At 59.4% G+C, this 24,554-nt stretch carries 21 protein-coding genes and 1 pseudogene; 7 read left to right on the plus strand and 15 right to left on the minus strand.

The genetic code is table 11. From position 1 onward, the window contains the following. Nucleotides 1-75 precede the first annotated feature (75 nt). The 4 genes and pseudogenes from MHX65_RS07785 to MHX65_RS07800 form a co-directional block, all read right to left on the minus strand. Nucleotides 76-609 (minus strand): YceI family protein, encoded by a 534-nt coding sequence (locus MHX65_RS07785; RefSeq protein ID WP_239269571.1) that lies wholly within the window; start codon nucleotides 607-609, stop codon nucleotides 76-78. A 111-nt stretch (nucleotides 610-720) separates the two neighbouring features. Further along, nucleotides 721-4,158, minus strand: coding sequence for a murein biosynthesis integral membrane protein MurJ (murJ, locus tag MHX65_RS07790; RefSeq protein ID WP_239269572.1), 3,438 nt, complete (start codon nucleotides 4,156-4,158; stop codon nucleotides 721-723). 20 nt (nucleotides 4,159-4,178) lie between these two features. After that, complete coding sequence (locus tag MHX65_RS07795; protein ID WP_239269573.1) at nucleotides 4,179-6,410, minus strand: hypothetical protein; 2,232 nt, start codon at nucleotides 6,408-6,410, stop codon at nucleotides 4,179-4,181. After that, a pseudogene (locus tag MHX65_RS07800) lies at nucleotides 6,410-6,910 on the minus strand (NUDIX hydrolase); the annotation flags it as partial. The pseudogene MHX65_RS07800 and the gene MHX65_RS07795, both read right to left, overlap by 1 nt. A 193-nt stretch (nucleotides 6,911-7,103) precedes the next feature. Here MHX65_RS07800 and MHX65_RS07805 point away from each other — a divergent pair. From MHX65_RS07805 to MHX65_RS07820, 4 genes are read left to right on the plus strand one after another with little or no spacing between them, the layout of a single operon-like run. Continuing rightward, nucleotides 7,104-8,540, plus strand: a complete 1,437-nt coding sequence (locus tag MHX65_RS07805) for a CCA tRNA nucleotidyltransferase (protein ID WP_023029759.1) — start codon at nucleotides 7,104-7,106, stop codon at nucleotides 8,538-8,540. Next, nucleotides 8,540-9,136 (plus strand): YqgE/AlgH family protein, encoded by a 597-nt coding sequence (locus MHX65_RS07810; RefSeq protein ID WP_239269626.1) that lies wholly within the window; start codon nucleotides 8,540-8,542, stop codon nucleotides 9,134-9,136. The genes MHX65_RS07805 and MHX65_RS07810 overlap by 1 nt, the downstream gene beginning before the upstream one ends. A 39-nt stretch (nucleotides 9,137-9,175) precedes the next feature. Beyond that, complete coding sequence (locus tag MHX65_RS07815) at nucleotides 9,176-9,907, plus strand: AzlC family ABC transporter permease (protein ID WP_239269575.1); 732 nt, start codon at nucleotides 9,176-9,178, stop codon at nucleotides 9,905-9,907. Continuing rightward, the gene (locus tag MHX65_RS07820; RefSeq protein WP_239269576.1) at nucleotides 9,908-10,240 is read left to right on the plus strand and encodes a branched-chain amino acid transporter permease; all 333 of its coding nucleotides are present in this window, start codon (nucleotides 9,908-9,910) and stop codon (nucleotides 10,238-10,240) included. Between the two features lie 7 nt (nucleotides 10,241-10,247). Here MHX65_RS07820 and MHX65_RS07825 read toward each other — a convergent pair whose 3' ends face one another. The 5 genes from MHX65_RS07825 to MHX65_RS07845 all read right to left on the minus strand — a co-directional run bounded on the left by MHX65_RS07825 (nucleotide 10,248) and on the right by MHX65_RS07845 (nucleotide 13,158). Next, nucleotides 10,248-10,559 (minus strand): hypothetical protein, encoded by a 312-nt coding sequence (locus tag MHX65_RS07825; RefSeq protein WP_239269577.1) that lies wholly within the window; start codon nucleotides 10,557-10,559, stop codon nucleotides 10,248-10,250. 6 nt (nucleotides 10,560-10,565) lie between these two features. Then, on the minus strand, nucleotides 10,566-11,540 hold the full coding sequence (locus tag MHX65_RS07830; protein WP_239269578.1) for a bile acid:sodium symporter family protein: 975 nt from the start codon (nucleotides 11,538-11,540) through the stop codon (nucleotides 10,566-10,568). Nucleotides 11,541-11,671: 131 nt separating this feature from the next. Continuing rightward, nucleotides 11,672-12,037: a Rieske (2Fe-2S) protein gene (locus tag MHX65_RS07835; protein ID WP_239269579.1), complete on the minus strand. Its 366-nt coding sequence runs from the start codon at nucleotides 12,035-12,037 to the stop codon at nucleotides 11,672-11,674. A gap of 117 nt (nucleotides 12,038-12,154) precedes the next feature. After that, nucleotides 12,155-12,370 carry a catechol 1,2-dioxygenase gene (locus MHX65_RS07840; RefSeq protein ID WP_239269580.1) on the minus strand — a complete coding sequence of 72 codons (216 nt, stop codon included), beginning with the start codon at nucleotides 12,368-12,370 and terminating at the stop codon, nucleotides 12,155-12,157. A gap of 308 nt (nucleotides 12,371-12,678) precedes the next feature. After that, complete coding sequence (locus tag MHX65_RS07845) at nucleotides 12,679-13,158, minus strand: SdpI family protein (RefSeq protein ID WP_370657796.1); 480 nt, start codon at nucleotides 13,156-13,158, stop codon at nucleotides 12,679-12,681. 200 nt (nucleotides 13,159-13,358) lie between these two features. Between MHX65_RS07845 and MHX65_RS07850 the strand changes: the two genes are divergently transcribed. Further along, nucleotides 13,359-14,570, plus strand: a complete 1,212-nt coding sequence (locus MHX65_RS07850; protein ID WP_239269581.1) for a dicarboxylate/amino acid:cation symporter — start codon at nucleotides 13,359-13,361, stop codon at nucleotides 14,568-14,570. Nucleotides 14,571-14,662: 92 nt separating this feature from the next. Here MHX65_RS07850 and trpA read toward each other — a convergent pair whose 3' ends face one another. The 6 genes from trpA to MHX65_RS07880 are packed head-to-tail and all read right to left on the minus strand — an operon-like array spanning nucleotide 14,663 to nucleotide 21,353. Then, nucleotides 14,663-15,505 (minus strand): tryptophan synthase subunit alpha, encoded by an 843-nt coding sequence (trpA, locus tag MHX65_RS07855; protein WP_239269582.1) that lies wholly within the window; start codon nucleotides 15,503-15,505, stop codon nucleotides 14,663-14,665. Between the two features lie 2 nt (nucleotides 15,506-15,507). Next, complete coding sequence (gene trpB / locus MHX65_RS07860) at nucleotides 15,508-16,710, minus strand: tryptophan synthase subunit beta (RefSeq protein ID WP_239269583.1); 1,203 nt, start codon at nucleotides 16,708-16,710, stop codon at nucleotides 15,508-15,510. A 2-nt stretch (nucleotides 16,711-16,712) separates the two neighbouring features. Then, nucleotides 16,713-18,140, minus strand: coding sequence for a bifunctional indole-3-glycerol-phosphate synthase TrpC/phosphoribosylanthranilate isomerase TrpF (gene trpCF / locus MHX65_RS07865; RefSeq protein WP_239269584.1), 1,428 nt, complete (start codon nucleotides 18,138-18,140; stop codon nucleotides 16,713-16,715). A gap of 23 nt (nucleotides 18,141-18,163) precedes the next feature. Then, nucleotides 18,164-19,183 carry an anthranilate phosphoribosyltransferase gene (gene trpD / locus MHX65_RS07870; RefSeq protein WP_239269585.1) on the minus strand — a complete coding sequence of 340 codons (1,020 nt, stop codon included), beginning with the start codon at nucleotides 19,181-19,183 and terminating at the stop codon, nucleotides 18,164-18,166. Further along, the gene (locus MHX65_RS07875; RefSeq protein ID WP_239269586.1) at nucleotides 19,183-19,830 is read right to left on the minus strand and encodes an anthranilate synthase component II; all 648 of its coding nucleotides are present in this window, start codon (nucleotides 19,828-19,830) and stop codon (nucleotides 19,183-19,185) included. The genes trpD and MHX65_RS07875 overlap by 1 nt, the downstream gene beginning before the upstream one ends. Next, on the minus strand, nucleotides 19,827-21,353 hold the full coding sequence (locus MHX65_RS07880) for an anthranilate synthase component 1 (RefSeq protein ID WP_239269587.1): 1,527 nt from the start codon (nucleotides 21,351-21,353) through the stop codon (nucleotides 19,827-19,829). The genes MHX65_RS07875 and MHX65_RS07880 overlap by 4 nt, the downstream gene beginning before the upstream one ends. Nucleotides 21,354-21,663: 310 nt before the next feature. On the opposite strand from MHX65_RS07880, the gene MHX65_RS07885 reads away from it, so the two are divergent. Beyond that, complete coding sequence (locus MHX65_RS07885; protein ID WP_239269588.1) at nucleotides 21,664-23,139, plus strand: NAD-dependent succinate-semialdehyde dehydrogenase; 1,476 nt, start codon at nucleotides 21,664-21,666, stop codon at nucleotides 23,137-23,139. A 220-nt stretch (nucleotides 23,140-23,359) separates the two neighbouring features. Further along, the gene (locus MHX65_RS07890) at nucleotides 23,360-24,544 is read left to right on the plus strand and encodes an MFS transporter (protein WP_370657797.1); all 1,185 of its coding nucleotides are present in this window, start codon (nucleotides 23,360-23,362) and stop codon (nucleotides 24,542-24,544) included. Nucleotides 24,545-24,554: the final 10 nt, after the last annotated feature.

Here is a 24,554-nt window from a genome sequence, read left to right on the forward strand (position 1 = left end):
GCGGATACGCGGCGCGGGCTTTAGTTATTGGTAACCAGGAGGCTGTGAGAGCCCAAGGTTTTCAAAGAAGTGCGATTACTGCTTGATGGCAGAAACCTCGAGCTCGATCTTGATGTCTTCAGAAACGAGGACGCCGCCGGTCTTGAGCGGAGCGTTGAAGTCGATGCCGAAGTCCTTGCGGTTGATCTTGGTCTGCGCCTCGAAGCCCAGGCGGAAGTTGCCGAATGGGTCTTCAGCGGTAGCGACCTCTTCAACCTTGAGGTCGACGGACTTGGTGGTGCCCTTGATGGTCAGGTCACCGGTGACGGTGCCGTTGCCGTCCTCATCAACGTTGACGTTGGTGGTGGTGAAGGAAAGCTCTGGGTACTCCTCCACGTTGAAGAAGTCTTCGTTCTTTACGTGGCCATCGCGGTCCTCGTTGCCGGTGGAGATGGAAGCAGCCTTGATGGTGGCCTCTGCGGTGGAGTCAGCGATGTTCTCGGCGACGTTGATGGTGCCGTCGAACTCACCGAAGTTGCCGCGCACCTTGGTAACCATGGCGTGCTTGGTAACGAATCCGATGACGGTGTGCTCTTTGTCGATGGTGTAGGTACCTGCTGCGAGGGACATGGTTGTTTCTCCTAACGTTGTTGTTGATGTAACACCAACTACGATACCCGATTGGGCGTTTTAGTCAAGCCTTGAAGTAAAAATTCTTTTTCCAACCCGCTGACCTCGGCATTAAGGATGGCCTACAAGCTGGACCTCCCCCAGTGTAACCTCTTTTGCCTTAGGCAGTTCCGTGATGACTATGAGCGCGGCATCGAATTGTTGGGGCGCTTCTTTTAGCTCCAGCTCCTCGTTTAAGTGCTTGAACTTTCCTTCCGCCAATTTGGGAAGAGAGCTCAGCTGCGGGTGCTTCGGATCGAAATCGTCTTTATTAACGCCATAGATTTCGTAGTGCGCGCCATTGGACCTGGTGTGGGTCACGGTCATGACAGAAAGGTGGGCCGGGTTATCCAGGGTGACCAAGGCGCCGGAACCGGATTCCTTCGTGGACCAGGTGGTGATCGTCTTGCCATCGATAAGCTGCTCATTATCCTCGCCATCTGGCACCGTGATGGCGGATGATTCCTTGAGGTGCACTGGCGGGGTATCCGGGATCATCGTGGAGCCCTGCACGGTTTCGGTAACCGAACTGGTCTTTTCTACATCGCTGAGCAGGGACATCACCCACGTCGTCAGCGCCGCCATGCCCACGACGAAGATGGTGGCGAAAATGCCGATGACCACGACGCCAGAGCCCGAGTAACCGCGGCCGCCAAAGCCGGGTTCTTGCTTCGGATCCTCTTCCTGCGTGGGCTCATCTTCAACGACCACGGGGAGGGCCTCCGTCTTTTCTTCCTGCTCTTCCGGGGCAAATTCGCGCAGGCGCTTGGCGATGCCCGCCGAGGTCAGCCCCTCCGCCTCCTGCAGCTCTTCCAGCTTCTCTTCGCGGGTCTCTGCATCCGCAGCATCAAAGGCCAGCCGTGCCTCTTCGAGGCGCTCTGCGGCCTCATCGGCGGTGAGATTGGCGTCATCGGAAATATCGCGCAGCTTCTTCGGCGATGGTTCGGTCGATTCAACCAGCATGCTTAGCGCGGAGCTGAGGGCCTCGCGGTCGCTTTCTGCAGACGTCCCATCCAGCACCGCGGGGAAGGCAACCTTGACGATGCCGGAGGTGGATACGCGGAAGCGGTCGCGGTGCTCCACGCCGAGGATGAGGCCGGCGTCGTGGGCCGTGGCGGCATCGGCAAACAGCGGCGCGGTAGCGCGGGCAACGGAATTGGGATCGAGGTTATCTGCCTCTGCCACCTGCTTGAGGGAGGTGCCCTCAAACCAATCCGCCACCACCAGGCAGCCGGTGCGGTAGGACAAAATCTCGATATTATCCGCCATGGTCTCTAGGTTGAGCTCGGCCAAACGCCGCGTATTGCGGGAGATTTCGGCGGAGCGGCGGGCAGAGACCGTGGGCGTCGACGGCGCGATGGGTGCCTGGGTATTGGTATCGACGAACGTCAGCGCCACGAGGCGGCCGGTGGCTTGTTCGCGGGCTTGCCAGAACCGGGCGCCGGATACAGCGCCGTGATCCTGCAGGAGGCGGAAGCGACCGTCCGATACGGGGGCGCCGGGGACCAAGCGCGGGCCGCGGACGATACCGGCGGACATTGGTGGCGGGACCAAGGTGGCATTGAAGGAATCCTGTGTATAGACCGGCTGGATTTCCTGCAGGTCTGGTTCCTCGACCTCGATGGCCTTGGAATTGTCCACCGTGATGAACCGGGACATTCCCGGGATGCGCTGGAGGGCGCGCGCCAGGTTCTGCACCTCGGGCAGGGAGGACTTGGACAGAACCAACCCAGTGATAATCACAAAGACGATGCCCAGCACGACGACATTGACCAGCGAGACGATCGAAGGCAGCTGCTCCGGCAAGAACAATTGCACGAGCCAGTACAGCGCCCACGAGACAACCAGGCCTACCGCGCCGGCACCGGAGGACCACAGGACCGTCTGGGTCACGGCCTTGCCGCCCAGGCTGCCCAGCTTGCGCTTGAGCAGGAAGCCGCCGATGACCGCACCGGAGACAAAGCCAAAGCCGTTGGCGGTACCGAGGAGGATGACCACCCGGTCTGGGTTGCTGGTCATCAGCGGTGCCAGCAAGGTCAGCACGATCTTGGTCAGCGTGATGCCGGCAATGATGAAGGTGGGCGTCCACGCCTCTTCCCTGGCGTAGAAAACGCGCAGGTGCAGCAGCACCAACGCATATGGGATCAAGGTAAAGGCGGAAAAACTGATGGTGAGGCCGAGCTGCTCTGCGCTATCCGCGCCGTAGGCGCCGTACTGGAATAGCGCGCGGGCGATGGGCACGCCGAAGCCCGTCATGAAAATGACGATGGGGATTAGCGCGATGAAGGTCAGCTTGGTACCCAAGGTGAGGTCGCGCACCACGGCATCGACATCGCCATCGGCGGCATTGCGCGAAAGCCGCGGCATGATGGCGGTCAACAAGGTCACGCCGATAACGCCGTACGGCACCTGCAGCATCAGCCATGCGTTCTGGTACACCAGCGGCGCACCGGCATCGGCATACGCCGCCACACGGGAGGTGATGACGTAACCCAGCTGGGAGATGGCCACGTAGGTAATAATGGCCAGCGCCATGCCGCCGAATTGCTTGATGCGGGCATCGAGGCCCCACTTCGGGCGCAGGTTGATGCCGGCCTTGTTCAGGTACGGCACAAGGATAAAGCACTGCACGATCACCGCCGTGGTGGTGCCCAGGCCCAGCAGCATGATGTGTGGATCCGCCACCGGCGTAGGTTCGTGCGGGTCGAGGCGGCCTGGCAAAAAGCGATACGCCAGCAGGACGCTGATGGAGATGATGTTATTGACCACCGGCGCCCAGGCGCCAGGGCCAAAGATATTCTTGGTATTTAAGACCGCTTGGAAGAGGGCGAAAAGGCCGTAAAACAGGATCTGCGGCAAGAGCAAGAAGGCCAATGATGTTGCCTGCACGGCATTGGCCTTGGAATCTTCAGGCAGCATCATCCTTGTTAAGAATGGTGCGAAGATAACGGAGAGGATGGTAACGATGCCCAGGATCGAAAACGCCAGGGTAAAAAGTCTTCGGACGAAGGTTTCGCCGCGGTCCGAGTCCTCCTTCTCCGCGCGCACCAAGACCGGAACCACCAGTGAGGTCAGCACCGCGCCCAGCACGATTTCGGTGACCAGGTTGGGGATCTGGTTGGCGCTGCTAAAGGCCGTACCCACAGTGGCACCAAGGGTGGCGCCGATCAGCATCTGCCGCAGGAAGCCGGTGATGCGCGAGAGCAGCGTGGCGATGGCCATCGTTCCCGTCGCGCGGATGACGTCCTGATTGGAGGCCTCGATCTCCGCATTGCGGCCAGTCAGCGCGGACTTATCTTCCTCAGGGGGAACGGTCGTGTTCTGCACTGAGGGGGTGGGCCGCTTTTCTGGTACCGGTGCGGGCGGAGAGGCGCGCACGATGCGGCCGCGCGCGCCGGCGGTAACCGGGACACGGTTTTCTTCCGCATTGGGGGCGGTATCCGTGGGGTCTACCGCGCCTGCAGGTGCCTTCTCCGCGTGGTGGGCCTGGCGGCCATCTTTTTCGGTCATAGAGGATACAACTTCAACTTTTACTTTTCAGCCTTGTGATTTTTGCGTCGGTGACGGCCAAGCCGAAAGAGCGTAGCCAAAACCAGCGCGAGAGCGCCGGCTATGCCGGCAGCGTATAAGGTTACGATACCGGCACGTGTCTGCACCGAGATAGTGATGGGCTGCGAAATGGTCTGATCTTTAGGAGTGGCCAGCCACAGCCCAATGTCCGTGCGATCCGCATCCTTCGGCATATCAGCGGTCATGGATACAGTAATAGAGCCCTTAGCGGGAATACGGACGCTTTTGGGCGTGTTGAGCCGCGCGCCATCGGGGGCATCGTATTGCAGCTTCGCCTCCACCGGCAATGGCAGGCCATTTTCGGCCACGATGAGCAGCGGCGATGACTCAGATACGCGGGTATAAACATTGCCCGGCGGGATGAGGGAGACGGAATCGCGCAGATCCCGCAGCGTATTGGAGTGCATCTCCATGGTGCGGGAAAAGGACTGGCGCGCTGCGGCGTGGGTGCTCAAGCTATCGCGATTATTCAGCGATAAGGAATTGAGGAGATCGCGGCGCAGTGGCAGCACGAATTCAGAGCGCGTCATGGTGATATCAGGGTCATCCACCACGATATTCATTAGCTCATCGGTATAGCGCGCCTGTTGCTCAACGCGGGCCAATTCGGGCTCCGAAAAGACCGCCGGATCGATAAAGGGGCTGCCGGTGGGAGCGTTCGGATCGCCCTGCTGCAATTCCACCGCGCTGATCCCGCGGGGACGGGAGTGGCCGGAGTCGAGCAAGTCTTCCGCGGCGGCGAGTGCATGCTCGGCCGCGCTAGGGTCTAAGTAGTTGGGAAGCTTGGCCACGGTATCTTCCCCGCCCGCGAGGCTGAGGGCCGCCCCGCCCGTGATGGCGCGGGACAGAGCAGAATCTTTGGCGTAGTCATAGCGCAGCTCCGGGTTGGAATAGCCAACCGTCTGCGGCTTGGAGCCGGTTTGGGATAGCAGGGCGCCGAGGGAGGCATCGAAAGTCGCGGCCTCGCCGGACCAGTTCGAGTTATCCGCAACAAGGGATGGCACCGGCAATTTTTGGTCAATATAGCCGGAACCTACCGCCAAGATATTGCTGGCCGGGGCCTTGCCCAGGACGCGTTCGATGGTCTGGTTGCCGCGCTGCAAACCCTCAAAGACAAGGGCGGGATTATTAGCCCTTGCTACCGCAGAGGCATTCGCATTGGCCCAGGGCATGGCGATGAAGCAATCCAACTCGCGCAGGCGTTCCAGCCACCGCTCGGCATCATTTTTCGCATCGCCTGGCTCCCCCTTGTCATCGTCACTGCCCCGCGACCAGGAATCGCGCAGGCGCTTGGGGCGATCGCCTTGGGCGGGGCGGGTGGAATTGACCGTATAGCCTTGCGACATGCGGTTGACGGTATCGAGCAGCGCGGGGTCGATGGCCACACAGCCCGCCCCCTGCAGGTCATGATCCTCGTAGGTAGAAACCAACCTATCGAGGCGGCCGCCTTCGCGCAGTTCGTGCCCTAACTCATCGGAGGACAAGATGAGCTCTTCTCCCCCAAGCCCGCCGGGGACGATGTCTAGGTTGGCGCTGATGGGATAGACCACCGTGAGATCGTGGGGTTGGGAATCCTCGACTTCGTCGTGTCCTTCTTCTAGTGCCGTTTCTTCCGGTGCCTCGGTATCTTTGGCATCCGTGGGGCCCTCGTCAGAGAATTGGGCCACAAAGCGCTCCTCCGCCAGGCTCACCGCATCGCCCTCGAGAGTGCCGGTCAGGGTAAAGAGCAGCGGATAAGCGCCCGGTTCATTGATGGCCAAGGTGCGCTCGGCATCTAAGCCACTGGGCACGGTGAAGCTTATTTCCCGGGTTTCACCTGGTTGCAGCGGTGCGGTGGTCATGCCCGAGCCATAATAAGGAAAATTACCGGTGGCCATTTCCGTCCGCGCTTCTGCCGCATCAGCAACGCTATCGCCGCGGCGGCTAGTTACCTGCAGATCTTCCAAGGGCTGATCGGTGGGGTTATGCACGCGGAACCGCAGCCGCATGTCAGTGCCTACGGTAAAGGGCTGGGCATCGATAAGATCCAGATCGGCGCGCTCCGGCCCGCGCGCTCCCAACCAGGCTTGGATATCCATCTGCTCGTCCGGAACAGAGTCCATTTGGGCCGCCGCGTTTGGTAGGAACAATCCCCAACCGGTAAGTACCGCGCAACCGCCGGCCGCAGCGAGTGATTTCAGGCGCTGGTGCATTAGCGTGGGGTCGCTTTCCCTGCGTCGGCTTCCTTTCGTGCAAGATCGGGGAGGAGATCGTGCGCGATGCGCGCGAGCTTGCGTTCGTCCGCGTACGCCAAGTGCTCGATGAGTTCAGAAACGGGGATCCAGGACACCTCGGTAACCTCTGGATCCTCATCGTTCATGATGCCGTCCACAAAGCGCAGTAGGTGGTGGTGCACCGTCTTGTGGATGCGGACGCCATCAGAAACGAACCAATAATCGATCACGCCGAGGTCAGCGAAAACCTCGCCGGAAATACCGGTTTCTTCCCATACCTCGCGCTCCGCGGTGACCTCCTTGGCCTCGCCATTTTCCACGTGCCCCTTGGGCATGGACCACAATAAACGCCCGCGACGGTCTAGGCGCCCGATAAGAGCCACGTAGACGCGGGACAGGTCCGCTTTACCGTTGCCGTCGACGCACTCGGCCAGCCCAGAGATTACGAGCCCGCCCGCAGAGGTCTCATCGCGGGTCTCCATGACGGTGGAGGCGCCGTGATTATTGCCGCCGCGTTGCTGCCTGCGCTGCTGGGTGTTGCGGCGCGTGCGGTTATCCGGCCGCCGCCGGCGCCGGCGCCGGTTACGGCTACGGCCGCCTCCTTTGGAGGGGCCTTGCGCGGAGCCTTGTTCTTGGTTAGTCATCCCTGCCAATCGTAGTAGACTCTCACCCGTGAATTTTCAGGACACTCAGTTAATCGGCGTTCTTGCGCGCGCGGAGTCTACCGTGAACTCGCTCAGTGGCTTATTGAGCGGGCTGGTAGACAAATTCAGCGCGCGCGGGCATGCCCTCTACCTCGTGGGCGGCTCGGTGCGCGATGCCCTCCTCGGCCGCTTGGGCAATGATCTGGACTTCACCACCCCAGCGCGCCCGGAGGTGGTCAAGGAAATCCTAGATGAGTGGGCCGAAACGGTGTGGGATACCGGCATCGCCTATGGCACTGTGTCCGCCGTGTACAAGGGCCAGCAGATTGAAATCACCACCTTCCGCTCCGATTCCTATGATGGGCAGTCCCGCAACCCCGAGGTCATCTACGGCGATAGCCTGGAGGGCGATCTGGTGCGGCGCGATTTCAAGGTCAACGCGATGGCCATTGAGCTGCTTGCCGATGCCACCTTTGAGTTCCACGATCCCCTTGGCGGCCTCCACGATGTGGCCAATAAGGTGCTCGATACCCCGGATAAACCGGAAATCTCCTTCCACGATGATCCGCTGCGGATGCTGCGCGCTGCGCGCTTTGCGTCCCAATTGGAGTTTCACGTGGCAGACCGCGTGGTAGCCGCCATGCGCGATATGGCGGCAGAGATTCAGCGCATCACGGTAGAGCGCGTCCAAGTGGAGCTGGATAAGCTCATGTGCGGCAAAGCCCCGTGGGATGGCATCGATCTGCTGGTCAATACCGGGATTGCGGATTACATCTTCCCGGAGATCCCCGCCCTGCGCATGACCACGGACGAGCACGCCCAGCACAAGGATGTTTACGCGCACTCGCTGAAGGTGCTGCGCCAAGCCATGGATCAAGAAGAGGACGGTCCCGACTTGGTATTGCGGTGGGCCGCATTGCTGCATGACATCGGCAAGCCCGATACCTTCGATAACACCGACGGCAAGGTTTCTTTCCACCACCACGAGGTGGTGGGCGCCAAGTTGACGCGCAAGCGCCTGCGGAAGCTGAAATACCCCAAGGCCACGACGGAAGATATTGGCCAGTTGGTCTACTTGCACATGCGTTTCCACGGTTTTGGGGAAAATCAATGGACCGATTCTGCCGTGCGGCGCTACGTCAACGATGCCGGTGACCTCCTCCCCCGCCTGCACAAGCTGGTGCGCGCCGATTGCACTACCCGCAATGCCAAGAAGGCGCGGCGTTTGCAGCGCACCTATGACCAATTGGAGGAGCGAATCGAGGAGATTGGCCGTAAGGAAGACCTCGCGCGGGTGCGTCCGGATCTCGATGGCAACGAGATCATGGAGATCCTAGGCCTCTCCCCTGGCCCCGAAGTGGGACAGGCGTGGTCCTATTTGAAGGAAATGCGCCTGGAGTACGGCCCCCTCGAGCGGGAAGAAGCTATTGCGAAGTTGCGCCAGTGGTGGGAGTCTAAACAGTGATGTTTGCCGATAGATTATTTAATGCCCTCGAGCGCAACGATCCCGCCCCTGGGCAATTACTCGTGTCCGCACCAGGGATGTTGTCCCCGGAATTCGCCCGCTCCGTCATCTTATTGGTCGAGCACAATGACATGATGACCTTTGGCGTGGACCTTACCAAGCGCTCAGAGGTGGCCATTTTTAATGTGCTCCCAGAATGGATGCCCGTCGTTGCTAAACCGCAGGCGCTGTATATCGGTGGTCCGCTCAACCAGCAATCCGTCGTGGGCCTGGCGCAGACCAAGCAAGGCGTGGACCCAGATAAAGAAGAACAGCTCAACCGCCTCGCACCGCGCCTAGCGCACGTGGATCTGCGCTCCAACCCAGAAGATATCGAGCCGCTGGTGACCGGCATTCGAATGTTTGCCGGTTACGCCGAGTGGGGTCCCGGGCAGCTGGAGGAAGAAATCGAGGCCGGCGAATGGTTCGTGGCGCCCGCCCTAGCGCAGGACGTGGTGGCCCCAGGCCCGGCCGATTTGTGGGCCGATGTCATGAAACGCCAGCCTATGCCCCTGCCGCTGTATTCCACCTATCCCGTGAATGTGGATGATAATTAATTCCTAGCGGCCGGTATGTGATCGGTTACACTGACCCGTATGCGCGAGGAAATCCACAAGGGCATTAAAGACACGTGGGCGGTGGCTCTCGGGCTAATTCCATTGGGCTTGGCTTTTGGCCTCCTGATGGTGCAATCCGGCTTTAGCTGGTGGTGGACGCCCATATTTTCCATCGTTATCTACGCCGGCTCTATGGAGTTTCTCGCCATCTCCATGGTTACCGGCGGTGTTTCCGCGCTGTCCTCGCTCCTTACCGGGTTTATGGTGAATTTCCGCCATATCTTCTATGGGCTAACATTCCCCCGCAAACGGATTAATGCCCCCGTGGGCAAGGCCTATTCCACCTATGCCCTCACGGATGAAACGTATGCCATCGTCTCGGCGCTCCCGCGCGAGGAGCGGCCTACCGGCACCCGCATTTTGAGCATACAAATCTTTTGCCAAATTCTGTGGGTAGGCGGCGGCATCGTTGGCGCGCTCGCCGGCCAGGTAATCCCCTCTTCCGTCGAGGGAATGGAATTCGCCCTCGTCGCCCTATTCGTTGTCTTGGCGATGGACTCCTTCCGCAACAATCAGGATCTGTCCCTACCGCTATCGGCCGCGGCCTTGGGCATCCTCGCCGCTTTCATCACCCCGGGGCAGCTGCTGATGGTCTCCCTGAGCGCCTATTTCTTGTTGCTCATCATTCGCTACCTGTCACCGCGCGCGGATAACGCGCTTACCTGGCGGCTGCAGCCCCTTCCCTCCACGACCGTGAAGGAGGATAACTAAATGCCGGACGGAGTCAGTTTAGGGGCGATTGCTGCAGTGCTCATCCCTGTAGGCATCGTGACCGTCTTATTGCGGGAGCTTCCCTTCTCCGCGAAGAAGTGGATGAAGGATAGCGAGTTCTTTTCGCTGCTGGGCTTGATGATGCCCGTAGGCGTCATGACCATCTTGGTGGTCTATGCCGTTGCCGGACAGGCGGATGGCACCGGCGGGCTGTGGCCGGTGCTCTTGGGCGTGCTAGTTACCGTCGGACTACACAAGTGGAAGCGCGATTCCGGATTATCCATATTCGGCGGTACCGCGTTCTACATGATCCTGGTGAACCTGGTGCTGTAGGCCGCGGCTAGCTAAGCCCAAACTTTGTGGTGGCTTCCGTCCACAGCGCTTCAAATTGTTCTTGGTCCATGTACTGGGCGCTAATATCCGGGAACTCATCGTAGGTATCGGGGTGCGGAACTACTTCTTGCGGCGTGTCCACGTTTCCCGTGGAACTATCCGGGGTCGCTACCCCGACCACGGAATCCGCGGGATCCAAAGCGATCATGCGGTGCATGCGGCAGCGTTGGGCGTCGTGTTCTTCTAATTCTGCGAGGTGGACCGCTGAGCCCACTCCTGGGACGGAAAGCTCGGTGCGCACATAAAGGTAATTAGCCATGGGCACTTAGTGTAGTTGCTCCTCGTCCTCCTGTGCGTACCGGGAGGCCAACACAGAACAGATCATCAGCTGCACCTGGTGGTAAATCATGAGCGGGAGGATCAATAGCCCGAGCGATGTCGACCCTGAGGCAAAGATGACCGAGGCCATGGGAAGGCCGGTAGCCAAAGACTTCTTAGAGCCACAGAACTGGATCGCGATGATATCGGCACGAGAAAATCCTAGCTTCCCGGAGATAAACCGCGTCAGCCACAACATGAAAATGACGAAGGCTGCGGCGAAAACCACGAGGAACACGATCTCCCAGATAGAGATGGAGGACCAGATTCCATCGACCACGCCCTTAGAAAATGCGGAATAGACCACCATGGCAATGGAGCCGCGGTCGACCACCTTTGTGGCCTTGCTCTGAGCGAAGTCCGCAATCCAGCGCCGGGTTAATTGGCCCAATATGAATGGCGCGAGAAGCAAGAGGGAGATTTCCCCAAAGACGGAGGTATCGATATGTAGGCCGGAACCGGTACCCATGAGCACCATGACCAGGACAGGCGTGATGAAGACGCCGGCCAAGTTAGAGGTTGAGGCGGAGACAATTGCTCCAGATACGTTGCCCTTGGCAATGGAAGTAAAAGCCACGGAAGACTGCACGGTGGACGGGACCAGCGTAAGGAATAGGATCCCCATGTACATATCGTCAGTGATGAACTCGGTAAGGGGCCGCAGGGCCAGACCGATGAGGGGATAAATCACGAACGTGAAAGCAAGAATCGTGATGTGGAGCCGCCAGTGCTTAAGCCCGTTTAGAGCTTCTTGGGTGGATAGCCGCGCGCCGTAGAGAAAAAACAACAGCGCGATCGCCACATTCGTCAGGCTGCCAAAGACGTCAGCGAAGGTGCCGCGGGCCGGTGCAATGATCGCGATTGCGACGGCCGTAAGGATGAGGACGATGAGCGGATCCGGCTTTTTAAGTCTGTGCAGCATGACCCAAAGTGTAAACCGTCTCGCTTGGTTCCACGAAAGGTAGTGCGGATAATTTTCTTCTGCGTACTCCCATTGAGTCTCATGGTTTCACGTGAAACGATGGGCGTAGAGGGTGAAGCGTCCGCGGGGATTTACGCTGTAGTGACCTTTGTACCCTCTTGGCTTACCCCAAATTCTTTGAGTGGGTCTCGGCCAGGTCCTTCAATGACCGAACCATCTTTCAGGTTATAGGACGTATGATGCGCCGTGCAGGTAGCAGTCATACCGTCGATTTCTGTAATGGGGTTTTGTTGGTGCGGGCAGGTTTGGGAGTAGGCCTTAAACTCCCCTTCTTTCGGCTGCGTGAAGATAACCCTGTCGACGATGATCCCGGAGCCTACTGGAATGTCCGTTGCCGCGATTTCCGCGGACGGTTCTGAGCCGCAGGCCGCGAGGTATGCACCTGCGAAAGTCGTAGCGGATCCGAGCAAGAACATGCGGCGCGAACAGATAGTCATAGCCTCTACTCTATCCTGAATGGTTCACGGCCGGAACATGATTTCGGCAACGGTTAATCATATTTCGGGGCAGCTAAAGTGAAATGGCTCAGTGTAGGTTTCACGTGAAACACGAAATTAGGACAGATTGCCGTTCCAGGTTGCGACCGGCCCAGCCTCGGTGGGTGTGAGTTCATAGGTGCCGGAATCTAGACCTATGTCATTAACGATGGGATGTGGCCCGTCCCCTCCTGCGGCGTGCGATTCAGGTTCGACGCGGTGGGAGTCGGCGACATAGGTACCGATGCTGAAGGTGGAAACGGCGATTGCGGCGAGGGCTGTGGTTTTCTTCATGTCTCCCATTGTCAACCCTTCCCCGCGTTAGGTGTAGTGGCGGAGCCGAGCTCTGCGGAACCTCTATGCGAGTTCTAGGAATGCCCACAGGAATCCCCGTAGGTTGAGACGCGCAACTATAGATGGAGTCCAACATAGGTACGAGTCGTTAAATACCCCCAACTTAATTTAGTTGTGACGAAAAGTGTGGGATTCCGTGGTTGGAATAATAACGTCACAGTGTCATAAAAACTCTCCCTGACCCGTCCCTGTGTGGCGCGATTGCCGGACAGGAAAGGGAGGGAGAAAGAAACTCAAAAGATAGTTATTTAATTATCAGAGTGGCGAGCGGCCTGGCGGAGGGCACCCAGATCAACCTCGGGTTGAGCGGCGGAGTCTGTGGCCTCCTCCCCACCGCAGCCTCCGGAGCCGCAGTTGCAGCTATCGCCACAACCATCGTCATCGGCATGCGCTTGCTCATAAAGAAACGCCGCGCGCGAGCCAAGGTTCGAGCCGACGGAAAGCGCGAGGATAGCGATTACGAAAGTGGTGACCGGAATAAGCCACATCCAACCTTCCGCGCGGAAGGCTACGACGCCGCCGAAAAGCAGCGAAAGTCCGCCAAGGGCCCAGAAGGGGCCCGCAACGGCGTGGGCGTTATCCCACGCTTCACGTGACTTTCGGATCTCTTGTAAGCGCAAGCCGATGTATTTATTGCCGGGCAACCGCTTGGTGGCGGCGAGTGCGCCCACCGCGATAAGGAAAACGGCAAGGATTAAAAATATGATTCCCACTGCGACCATATCCATAGTTTAATCCTGCAACGCGATATTGGAAATTAAGCTACGGGGCTTGTGTCTTAAATATAAGGCGGCTCGGGTAATATTCAATTTGGATCGATCGATAGATATTCGCTCGATTTTGCACCTGCACCACGTTGTCTCTCCTTCCGTCGAACCACACACAAGTGAGTCCCCGGACTGGGAACACCTAACCTGATTGTGATTGCATGAATCTCAAGAAAATAGCGGACTCTCTCCTTTTCCGCATCGTTCTCGCCATCGTGCTTGGCATTGTCGTCAGCTTCTTTGCGCCCGAATGGTTCGGTCGAGCCTTTGCCACCTTTAACGGGCTCTTTGGTAACTTCCTCAACTTCTTCATTCCTGTGCTGATTTTCGCCCTTGTCGCCCCGGCGATCGCCGGTCTTGGCAAGGGCGCAGGAAAATGGTTGGGGGTTACGGCGGGCATCGCCTACGGTTCCACCATTCTCTCGGGATTGATTGCCTATGGCCTGGCACAGTGGCTCTATCCTTCGATGCTGGCGGGCCAAACCCTAGTGACCAACGTATCGGACGTGGACGAAGGCTCCCTCTCACCTTATTTCGAGGTGGAGATGGCACCACCGTTTGAGGTGATGACGGCGCTATTGCTTTCCTTCTGCATTGGTGTCGCCATGACGTCGGTGAAGTCCGATACGCTCTATACCGTCACCAAGGAACTGGAAAATGTGGTGGTTAAGGTCATTTGGGGATTCGTTATTCCCATCTTGCCGTTCTACATTTTCGGCATGTTCCTTGGCCTGGGTATGAATGGCAATATTGGCGACGTCCTTTCTGCCTTTGCGAAGGTACTGATCCTGGCAGTGGTCATGACGCTGGTGTACCTCGTGCTCCAGTATGTGGTTGCCGGTGCAATCGCAGGAAAGAATCCTTTTAAGGCCCTGCGGAATATGCTGCCGGCATACTTCACTGCATTGGGTACGTCATCTTCTGCTGCGACCATTCCGGTGTCTTTGGAATCCAGCTTGCGTAACGGCATTTCGAAGCCGGTCGCGAGCTTTGTGATCCCGCTGTGCGCGACAATTCACCTGTCCGGGTCCATGATGAAGCTGACGCTTTATGCCTTCGCCATCGTCTTTATGGCGAATATGGATATCAGCACTGGCACCGGCCTTGGCTTTATCTTCCTGCTGGGAATCATGATGATCGCCGCACCAGGCGTGCCGGGTGGTGCCGTTATGGTGGCCGTTGGCCTTTTGGCGGATATGATGGGCTTCGATGACGGAATGGTGGCGCTGATGATCGCCGCTTATATAGCGATTGACTCCGTCGGCACCGCAGCGAACGTGACCGGCGATGGTGCCATTGCGATGGTCGTCGATAAGTTCGCCCGCGATAAGGTCGATACTCTCAATGAAGAAGAGGCGGAGACTGCGGCCTAGTTTCCCGTGAAACATTTGCGCCCCCTGGCTTCCCCACCCAACAAATGTGGGAGGAAGCCAGGGGGCTTTTTGGCGCTACCGTCCGGAAGGCTCTAACGCTTGGTCGCTTCCTTCATCGCGGAGATGAAGTCGGTCAGCTCAGCGTGCAAGGCATCGGCATCCTCGATCGTCCCAGCGGCACCGGTTTCACGTGAAACATGGCGGTCGATGATCTTGGTGATCGCGGACCCAGTAATGGCGCCCGCGGCGTTTGCGGCGATGGCATCGGCGACGTGCTGCGGTGAGGAGATACCGAAACCGAGCAGCACCGGTGGACCATCAAAGCGCTGAATGCTGGCGACGACCTCGTCGAGGCCGGTGGTCTCGGATTCCTTCTCGGTTCCCGTGACGCCATCACGGGAGATGGCGTAAATATATCCCTGTGAATGCTCGGCAACGCCGGCGAGCGTGCGCTCCGCGGCGCGCGCGGGGGCGATGAAGATGGGGTCGATACCGGCTTCTTTTGCCGCGGCGATGAATGGGGCGCCTTCGCGTACGGGGACATCGGGAAGCAAAATGCTATCGGCGCCAGCGTCCGCGAACTCCGCATAGAATTGCTCCACTCCGCGGGCGAAGGCAACGTTCCCATAGATCAACATGCCGATGGGCAAATCAGGGAACTCGGAACGAATCGTCCGCACCTGATCCAAAGCACTATCAAGAGTTGCTCCCCCATCGAGGGCGCGGATATGCGAAGCCTGGATGGTGGGACCATCCGCCACTGGGTCAGAGAAGGGGACGCCGAGCTCCAAGGCGTCGGCCCCGGCGGCGACTGCGGTCCGGATGATCTCCAGGCTGGCCTCAGGGGTCGGATCGCCCAGCATGATGAAAGGGACAAACGCGCCCTCATTCTTCTCACGCAACGCGGCAAAAAGCTTATCATAACGGCTGCCCATGATTAGTTCTCCTTGAGTTGCAGTTCGGGGTGGGATTCCAGCGTGTGGCGGACATGGTCGATGTCCTTATCGCCGCGGCCAGATAGTGAGACCAAGATGGTGATGTCCTCGTTTTTGCGTTTGAGGGCATAGGCCAGCGCGTGGGAGGATTCGAGGGCGGGAATGATGCCTTCCTTCTTGGACAAGAGTTGGAATGCCTCTAGGGCCTCGGCGTCCGTGATTCCCACGTATTTTGCTCGGCCGGTTGCGTGAAGGTGCGCGTGCTGTGGGCCCACGCCGGGGTAGTCCAAACCCGCAGAGATGGAATAGGATTCTTCAACCTGACCGTCAGAATTGCGCATGAGGTAACTGCGCGCGCCGTGGAGGATGCCCACGGTGCCGTTGTTGATGGTGGCTCCGTGTTCGCCGGAGTCGAGGCCCGCACCGCCTGGTTCGGCGCCGACCAATTCCACCGCGTCCTCGTCAATGAAGTCCGCGAACATGCCGATGGCGTTGGAGCCGCCGCCCACGCAGGCGACGACGAGATCGGGAAGGCCGCCCGTCTTCTCGATCAGCTGCGCCTTGGCTTCGGTAGAAATGACGCGGTGGAATTCGCGCACGATGGTGGGAAATGGGTGCGGCCCCGCCGCGGTGCCGAGCAGGTAATGCGATTCATGGAAGGTAGCGGTCCAATCGCGCAGGGCCTCGTTGACGGCATCCTTCAGGGTTCCGGATCCGGTATCAACGGGGATGACCTTCGCGCCCATGAGTTCCATGCGGAAGACGTTCGGTTGCTGGCGCTGGACATCCTTGGCGCCCATGTAGACCACGCATTCGAGATCGAGCAGCGCACACGCTAATGCCGTTGCCGTGCCGTGCTGGCCCGCGCCGGTCTCGGAAATGATTCGCTTTTTGCCCATACGCTTTGCCAGGAGGGCCTGTCCGAGCACTTGGTTGGTCTTGTGTGCCCCGCCGTGGACGAGGTCTTCGCGCTTTAGGAAGATCCGCGCCTTCCCGCCGAGCTTTTTTACCTCGGTAACGGGGGTTGGACGACCCAGGTAGTCGCGCAGCAATCCGGCGAGCTCTTCGCGGAACCTGGGATCATTTTGGGCATCAACAAACGCCTGCTCCAATTGATCCAATGCGGGGATGAGGGATTCCGGAACGTATTGACCGCCGAATTCCCCGAAGTACGCGGGAAGGAGTGTTTCACGTGAATCGGGCATGGTTAATCTTTCTTGTCTGGTTGGTTGAATAATTGGATGGTGCGGAAGGTTTGAGAAATCAGGGCGGCGTCTTTGTTCCCGGGGCGCGTTTCTAATCCTGAATTCAGGTCGAGCCCAGCGGTACCCACGCGGAGCGCGCCTTCCAGGTTGTCTAGACTGAGGCCCCCTGCCAGGAGGCTGTGAGCTTTGATGTCTTCCGGGATCGACGCCCAATCAAATCTTTGGCCGGTGCCTCCCCTACCCGAGTCGAGCACGAGGCGGTCCACACGCGCGGCGAGTTCCGGCGCCATCTCTATCCACTGGGGGTTGGTCATGTCGATGGCCCGCCAGACAAACTCGGCATCGGTGTCCGCGAGCACCGCGCGGGCACGCTCGATCAGCGCCAGCTCGCCATCCAAGTTGCCCTGGAACGGGGCGTGCAACTGGATTCCGGATAGCCCGCGGGTCGCCGCCGCGGCCCGCAACTCTGCGGGGTCGTCGCTGCGGCTGACTGCTACGAAATCCAAGCCGTGCTCGGCGGCGATGATTTTCTCGGCGGTTTCACGTGAAACATTGCGCGGGGAATCCGGGGCGAAGATGAGCCCTCCGTAGCGGGCACCGGCGGCACGGGCGGCTTGGGCCGTGGAGGTGGCGGTGAGCCCGCACACCTTATTCGCGCCGAAGAGCAGATCCCGGGCGGCGCGGTCGATGTCCTCGTGAGAGGTGAGTTGGGAGCCGACGAGGAAGGCATTGGCGTGGGCACCTAAACGCCGGACGGTGTGGTTATCGCGGATACCGGATTCGGAGACGACGACCTTATCGTCAGGCACGTACCCGGCGAGTTGCTCGGTGCGGGAGAGGTCGATGCTCAAGTCATGGAGGTTGCGGTTATTAATGCCGATGATCTCCACCCCGAAGGATAGCGCCCGGTCCACCTCCTCCTTGGTGATGGCTTCAGTCAGTACATCTAGTCCTAATTTATCCGCCAAGGACTTCAGCTGTGCAAAAGTTTCATCATCCACGATGGACATCATGAGCAAAATCGCATCCGCGCCGTAGTAGCGCGCGGCATAGACCTGAACCGGATCGACGATGAAGTCCTTGCACAAAACCGGCAGGTGCGTGGACTGGGCTACGGTCTGGAGGTGATCGTAATCCCCGCCGAACCGCTCCGGCTCACACAGCACGGAAATGGCATTCGCGTAGCGGGAATAGACGCGCGCGATTTCGCCGGGGCGGTAATCCTCGCGAATCATTCCGAGTGATGGCGATGCAGACTTGCACTCCATGATGAAGCGATTGGTGCCATTGAGCGCCGCAAAAAGCGAACGCCGAGACGGCTCAAGCTTGTCCACATCTACGTGGGCGATGCGCTCGCGAATGCCGGCAAGGTGAGTGCGGCGCTGAGCCACAATCCCCTCGAGCACCGTCGGCAGTTTCTGTTTTGTCATTTCTTTTCCCTCGTGTGGCCTTCTTAGTATTCCGCTTGCTCGTGGGTGCGCAGCCAGCGGTCCACGTCCCCGCTATCGATGAGCCCCTTGGCGTGCGCGACGCCCTCTGCAATGGAGGCCGTGGTGCCACCCAGATAAAACATTGCCCCAGCCGATGCCACGACAGCGTCATAGTGCGCCGGCTTACCCGAGCCATTAAATATGGCGCGCACGTGCGCGGCATTATCTTGGCCGTCGCCGCCGGCAAGCTCACTGAGCTCATGCTTGGCGATGCCCAACTCCTCCGGCGTTAGCTCATAGTGTGAAATCTCGCCGTCCTTTAGCTCCCAAACCTGGGTGGTGCCGTGGGTGGCAATCTCATCGGTACCAGCGCCGTGGACGACGAGCGCCCGCGTGCGCCCCAGCTCCCGGAAGACTTCCGCGATCATGGGACCCTGGGCGGGGTTGGCGATGCCCATGATCTGTAGTTTGGGGCGGCCCGGGGAGAGCAGGGGTCCCAAGGTATTGAAGATGGTGGAGACCCCGAGCGCCTTGCGCACCGGTTGCACGTGAGCCACTGCGGGGTTGTAGGCCGGAGCGAAGAGGAAGGTGAAATTGGAGGCCTCGAATTGCCGGACGGCGCGGTCCACGTCCAGGTCCAGGGGAATATTCAGTGCCTCGAGCACATCGGCGGAACCGGACTTGGAGGAAACGGACCGGTTGCCGTGCTTGACCATCCTCACTCCCCCAGCGGCGGCAACCAAGGAGGCCGCCGTAGTGATATTGATGGTATTTGCGCCATCGCCGCCCGTGCCCGCGGAGTCCATGAGTCCCTCGCCGGTAATGGGAAAGGGGTGTCCAACTTTCAGGAATGCCTTGGCGGCACCCGTGATATCCGCGAGGGTTTCGCCGCGGGTGCGGATATGTGTGAGCAACGCGGAGATCTGAATATCGTCATAATCACCCACGGCAACCGGGGTGAAGACCTTGGTGGCCTCCTCCACGGTGGGTGCGGGATTATCCAAGAAGGCTTGCAGCGTTTTCAATGGGCTTTGGTTCGTCATTAATGCTTTGGCTCCATAGTGGGATGGGTCGATAGTCGGTGGATGCAACGGTCTAGCATGTCTGGGCCACGGGGCGAGAGGATTGACTCGGGGTGGAATTGCATCCCTAGTGCCATCCCATCGTCCGTTTCTGCCGCCATGGCGATGGTCCCGATCTCTGCCTCCGTCTCCGCGAGCACCCGCATGCCGGCTGGCACGCGCGTGCACCCCAAGGAGTGATACCGGGCCACGGGGACCTGGGTGCCGGGGACGCAGGGCTGGGCGGGATCGGCATCGGTGGCTAGGCCGGCGAAGACTGGGTGGGCGGTGCCGGCATCGGTAAGCGTCATAGGTATGGACTTGCCGTGCACGGGGCCGCACGGCCCTACCCCGCCACCGTGGTATTCCAGTAGCGCCTGGAAGCCCAAGCAGACGCCGAGGATGGGGATGGTGCCCAAGGTGGCACCGATAAGCTCCATTATGCAACCAGCATCGCGCGGGTGGCCGGGGCCTGGGGAAAGGACAATAATATCGGGCTCGGCCGCCAGCACCTCCGCGACGGAGACGCTGTTGCGGTAGACGGTGGTGCGGTAACCGGCGAGGGCATCGACGAGGTTATAGACAAAGGAATCGTGGTTATCGAGCAAGACCACGTGCGGTGAATTCATCGCTGTACCTCCAGGGTGGCGTTGTGCGCGAGGGCAATGGCGTGGAGAACGGCATAGGCCTTGTGCAGGGTTTCATCGGCTTCGGATTGCGGGATGGAATCGTGCACCACCCCGGCACCAGCTTGGACGGCGGCCGTACCGCGGTGGACGAAGGCGGAGCGAATGACAATGCAGGTATCCATGGCGCCGTCGCCGCGCAGGTACCCCACTGCGCCGCCGTAGGAGCCACGGCGCTTGTGTTCGGCCTGGCGGATGAGCTCGCTGGCGCGCAACTTGGGTGCGCCGGTCAACGTTCCCATGTTCATGCAGGCGCGGTAGGCATCGAGGGCATCGAAGTCCTCGTGCAACGTGGCGGTCACGCGGGAGACCAGGTGCATGACTCGTGAATAGCGGTCTACTTGGAGCAGGTCTGCCACCCGCCGGGTGCCGGGTTCTGCTACGCGGGCGAGGTCATTGCGCGCCAGATCTACCAGCATGGTGTGCTCGGCTAACTCCTTGGTATCCGTGCGCATTTCTAGCTCATTGCGGATATCCAATTCATCGTTGATCGTGCCGTCCGGGTTGAGCCCGCGGGGCCTAGTTCCGGCAATGGGATAGAGCTCCACCTGCCGCGTCTCTGGGTCAAACTTCAAATTGGATTCCGGTGATGCGCCGAAAAGCTCATAACCTTCTCCCCGGAGATAGAACATATACGGCGAAGGATTAGTCTCCCGGAGCTGGCGATAGGCCGCGAAGGCATCGGGGCAGTCCACCGTGAAGGTGCGAGCGGGGACGACCTGGTAAATATCGCCAGAGTCAATATTGCCCTTGAGCCGCGTCACCTGCTCGCAAAACGCGGCATCGTCAATATCCGCGGTCGCCCTCAAGGTCTCCACGGGCTGGTCAAGCGCCGGATTCTCTATCGCGTCGATGGGCGTGGCGGCCAAGGCGTCGAGCCTGTCTTCCAAGCGGGCTCGGTCGATATCCCAGCCCTCTACCCGCGCCGTCTTCGTTAGGTGGTCCACCGCAAGGACAGTTTGGGCGACGAGGAATTCATAATCGGGAAACGTATTGGGCCCCTCGCCTACCTCAGGCAGGTTTTCAAAAGTGGCCAAATAGTCATAGGCAAAGCCGCCGGCGACGAATGGCAACAAGGGCGAGGAATAGGAATGATCGCGCTGCAGCGCGCGGAGGATATCGGCCGTCGATTCATCTAGGAGCCGTTGCCGTTCATCAGACTCGCTGGAGGGCGAGAACTCAAAGACAATTTCCGTGGTTTCACGTGAAACAATCCGGTTTGTAAAACGCGAGTACAGCATGGTGATGAGCTGCTCCCCCGCTGGGCTGAGTGCGAGGACGCGAACTCGCTGGCCGGTGCAGGTCACTCTCGCCGCGGCATCGAGCACGGCCAGGCACGTGAGGTTTTTCTTGGTTTCAATATCCGCGCTTTCCAATAACAAGGAATCGCTCGATCGCGCCAAGCTATGAAATAGCGCTGAGGCATCCCGGCAATAGGCAATATCGCGGGTGGCGGTGTATGTCATTGCAGTGCCCTTTCAGGAGTAACTGAGGAACAGAGTGCGAGGGACCCGGGGTATCCGCGAGCAAAGGCACTGAAAACGCCGAAAGGCCCGCAGAATGCGAGCCTAAAAATGGGGTGCGAAGAAAGGCCCGCGAGTTACGCGCGCCACCACCAACGAGTAGTCATTTTCTTCATGGGCACTAGCCTAGCCTAAATTTCTATAGCGTGGAAGAAACAAGTGAAAAATATTCAATCGGTATCTAATGAGTGGTCTTCGCGCCCGTTAAGGGTAATGTGGTGCAGGTCAATATCTTCAAGAAAGGTGACGATAAGTGAGTATTAATATCGACGAGGTAATTGCAAAGGTCCCCACCCAATTGCTTATTGGTGGTGAGTGGCGCGATTCCACCTCCGGCGAGACTTTTGACGTTGAAAACCCAGCGACGGGCGAAACGCTGGCGACGCTATCTTCCGCAAACTCGGACGATGCGATTGCTGCCCTCGACGCTGCCTGTGCCGTGCAGGATGACTGGGCGCGCACCACGCCGCGCGAGCGCGCGGAGATTCTGCGCCGAGCATTCGATCTAGTACAGGAGCGGGCAGATGAATTCGCCGCCCTGATGACGCTAGAGATGGGCAAGCCCTTCGCGGAAGCTAAGGGCGAGGTCACTTATGGCGGCGAGTTCCTGCGTTGGTTCAGTGAGGAAGCGGTGCGCGATTACGGTCGCGCCGCAACCGTTCCCGAAGGCACGCTGCGGATGATCACTCGCCGCAAGCCGGTGGGCCCCTGCCTTCTGATCACCCCGTGGAACTTTCCGTTGGCCATGGCTACTCGCAAGGTGGCTCCTGCGGTGGCAGCGGGTTGCACGATGGTGCTCAAGCCGGCCAAGCTGACTCCCCTGACTGCGCAGTACTTTGCGCAAACCATGATCGATGCTGGGCTTCCAAAGGGCGTTCTCAACGTCGTTGCCGGCAAGTCTGCATCTGCAATTTCGGAGCCATTGCTTGCCGATGACCGCTTGCGCAAGCTTTCCTTCACCGGTTCTACCCCAGTGGGCCGGACCCTTTTGAAGGGCGCGGCCGATAACGTGCTGCGTACCTCCATGGAACTGGGCGGCAATGCCCCATTCATTGTCTTTGAGGACGCAGATATTGACCAAGCGGTCCAGGGTGCGATGGGCGCCAAGATGCGCAATATCGGCGAGGCCTGCACCGCAGCTAACCGCTTCTTGGTCCACGAGTCTGTTGCTGAGGAGTTCTCTGAGAAACTCGTTGCGGAGTTTGAGAAGCTCAATCTGGGCAATGGTATGGACGAAGGTATTACCTGCGGACCTCTCGTCGAGTCCAAGGCTTTGGAGAGCATTGCGGCATTGGTGGACGATGCTGCAGAAAAGGGCGCTACCATCGCCACCGGCGGTAAGCGCGGGGACGGTGCCGGATACTTCTACGAGCCTACGGTGATTACCAATGTTTCACGTGAAACACGCGTCGCCCAGGAAGAGATCTTCGGTCCAGTCGCCCCGATTATCACCTTCAGTACCGAGGAAGAGGCGCTCGAGATCGCCAATGATACCGAGTACGGTTTGGCATCTTACGTCTTTACCGAGAACTCGGACCGCCTGTGGCGCATCGCTGATGGCCTAGAGTTTGGCCTGATGGGCTTCAACGCCGGCGTTATCTCTAATGCCGCTGCCCCCTTCGGCGGAGTGAAGCAATCCGGAATGGGCCGCGAGGGTGGCGCGGAAGGTATCGAGGAATACACCTCCGTGCAATACCTAGGCATCCGCGACCCTTATGCCAACGCTTAGGCCTTTAGCCGGCAACGCAATCACTGTTTAGCGCGCTTATAACCGTGTTTGATTAAACATTTAAGTGCGTGCGGCGTATACTCACTCCCCGCATAATTGTGATTGCTTTCCTTCTCCCCGCACGCGGCCCTTCTGGGGCCGTGCGCGGTTGGGAGGATTTTTTATTTTTTATTTGGAGTGAGTCTTGTCAACAACGAATTCAGCGGCAGCTCAGCCGCCATTGATTACACCCACGTTCCTATTGGCGTGGGTGGCTAATTTTGGCCAGTTCCTTGTCTTCTACCTAACGGTGACGACCATGGCCCTGTATGCCGTCGAAAGCTTCGGGGCGTCCGATACCGTCAGTGGTTTTGCCTCCAGCGCCTTCGTTTTGGGCGCGACCTTCATGCGCATCGTCTCCGGCTGGTTGGTGGACCGCGTGGGGCAAAAGCACGCCGCCCTGACCTCGCTGGCCTTCGTCAGCATCGTGACGGTGGGCTATTTCGTGGCGCATAACGTGGCCGTCCTGATCCTGGTGCGCCTGCTTCACGGCGCAGGCTATGCGCTGACCTCTACGGCGCTGATGGCCGTCGCGCAATCCGTCATCCCCCAGCAGCGCCGCGCGGAAGGCACCGGCTACTTCGCCTTGGGCACCACCCTTGCCACCGCCTTCGGCCCGGCAGTGGGCTTGTTCTTGGCCAATAATATTGGCTATAACACCCTCTTTGCGGTCGCCCTAGGTTCCAATATCGTCTCCCTCGTGCTGGCGCTCGTATTGCGCTACCCGGCGGAGCTCGATGAGGAAAAGCCGGCCTTCAAGCTGCGCAACGCGGTGCACCCCAACGTGTTGCCGATCGGCTTTTTCATGCTGCTTGTGGGCATCGCCTACTCCGGTGTGGTCACCTATCTCAATGCCTATGCGCGCGAAGAGGACCTGGCCGCCGGCGCCGGCCTCTTTTTCATCGGCTACGCCGTAGTCATGCTCATCATGCGCTTCTTCTTGGGCCGCATCCAGGACCACAAAGGCGATAACTCGGTCATGTACCTGGGCCTGGTGTCCTTCGCCATCGCCCTTATTATCATGGGCTTTCCCAGCAATGACGTGATGCTCGTGGTCGCGGGTGCGTTTACGGGCATGGGATACGGCACGCTAAGCCCCGCCTGCCAGGCCATTTCTGTACGCTCTGTATCGGCCGCCCAGATAGGCGCGGGTATTTCCACGATGTTCCTCTTGATGGACTTCGGCATCGGCCTCGCCCCCTTCGGGCTTGGCCCCATCGTGAGCGCCACCGGCTTCGATACGATGTACCTCATCCTGGCCGGCCTCATCGCCGTAGCGGCGGTGTACTACTACATGGTCCACGGGCGCTACCCCAAGGCGAAGGCGCCCGTCGTCAGCGCCACAGAGGGCACGCAGCCGGCTTAAAGGCGCAATG

Source organism: Corynebacterium sp. ACRPS (assembly GCF_022346005.1).
Classification (GTDB): Bacteria; Actinomycetota; Actinomycetes; order Mycobacteriales; family Mycobacteriaceae; genus Corynebacterium.

Bases quoted from the DNA above. Each gene is read 5' to 3' on its own strand.
- MHX65_RS07785 (WP_239269571.1), bottom strand. From the start codon at position 609: ATGTCCCTCGCAGCAGGTACCTACACCATCGACAAAGAGCACACCGTC.
- MHX65_RS07795 (WP_239269573.1), bottom strand. From the start codon at position 6,410: ATGCACCAGCGCCTGAAATCACTCGCTGCGGCCGGCGGTTGCGCGGTA.
- trpD (WP_239269585.1), bottom strand. From the start codon at position 19,183: ATGACGAACCAAAGCCCATTGAAAACGCTGCAAGCCTTCTTGGATAAT.
- MHX65_RS07815 (WP_239269575.1), top strand. From the start codon at position 9,176: ATGCGCGAGGAAATCCACAAGGGCATTAAAGACACGTGGGCGGTGGCT.
- MHX65_RS07845 (WP_370657796.1), bottom strand. From the start codon at position 13,158: ATGGATATGGTCGCAGTGGGAATCATATTTTTAATCCTTGCCGTTTTC.
- MHX65_RS07825 (WP_239269577.1), bottom strand. From the start codon at position 10,559: ATGGCTAATTACCTTTATGTGCGCACCGAGCTTTCCGTCCCAGGAGTG.
- MHX65_RS07850 (WP_239269581.1), top strand. From the start codon at position 13,359: ATGAATCTCAAGAAAATAGCGGACTCTCTCCTTTTCCGCATCGTTCTC.
- MHX65_RS07835 (WP_239269579.1), bottom strand. From the start codon at position 12,037: ATGACTATCTGTTCGCGCCGCATGTTCTTGCTCGGATCCGCTACGACT.
- MHX65_RS07840 (WP_239269580.1), bottom strand. From the start codon at position 12,370: ATGAAGAAAACCACAGCCCTCGCCGCAATCGCCGTTTCCACCTTCAGC.
- murJ (WP_239269572.1), bottom strand. From the start codon at position 4,158: ATGACCGAAAAAGATGGCCGCCAGGCCCACCACGCGGAGAAGGCACCT.
- MHX65_RS07830 (WP_239269578.1), bottom strand. From the start codon at position 11,540: ATGCTGCACAGACTTAAAAAGCCGGATCCGCTCATCGTCCTCATCCTT.
- trpCF (WP_239269584.1), bottom strand. From the start codon at position 18,140: ATGACAAAACAGAAACTGCCGACGGTGCTCGAGGGGATTGTGGCTCAG.
- MHX65_RS07810 (WP_239269626.1), top strand. From the start codon at position 8,540: ATGTTTGCCGATAGATTATTTAATGCCCTCGAGCGCAACGATCCCGCC.
- MHX65_RS07880 (WP_239269587.1), bottom strand. From the start codon at position 21,353: ATGACATACACCGCCACCCGCGATATTGCCTATTGCCGGGATGCCTCA.
- trpB (WP_239269583.1), bottom strand. From the start codon at position 16,710: ATGCCCGATTCACGTGAAACACTCCTTCCCGCGTACTTCGGGGAATTC.
- MHX65_RS07820 (WP_239269576.1), top strand. From the start codon at position 9,908: ATGCCGGACGGAGTCAGTTTAGGGGCGATTGCTGCAGTGCTCATCCCT.
- trpA (WP_239269582.1), bottom strand. From the start codon at position 15,505: ATGGGCAGCCGTTATGATAAGCTTTTTGCCGCGTTGCGTGAGAAGAAT.
- MHX65_RS07875 (WP_239269586.1), bottom strand. From the start codon at position 19,830: ATGAATTCACCGCACGTGGTCTTGCTCGATAACCACGATTCCTTTGTC.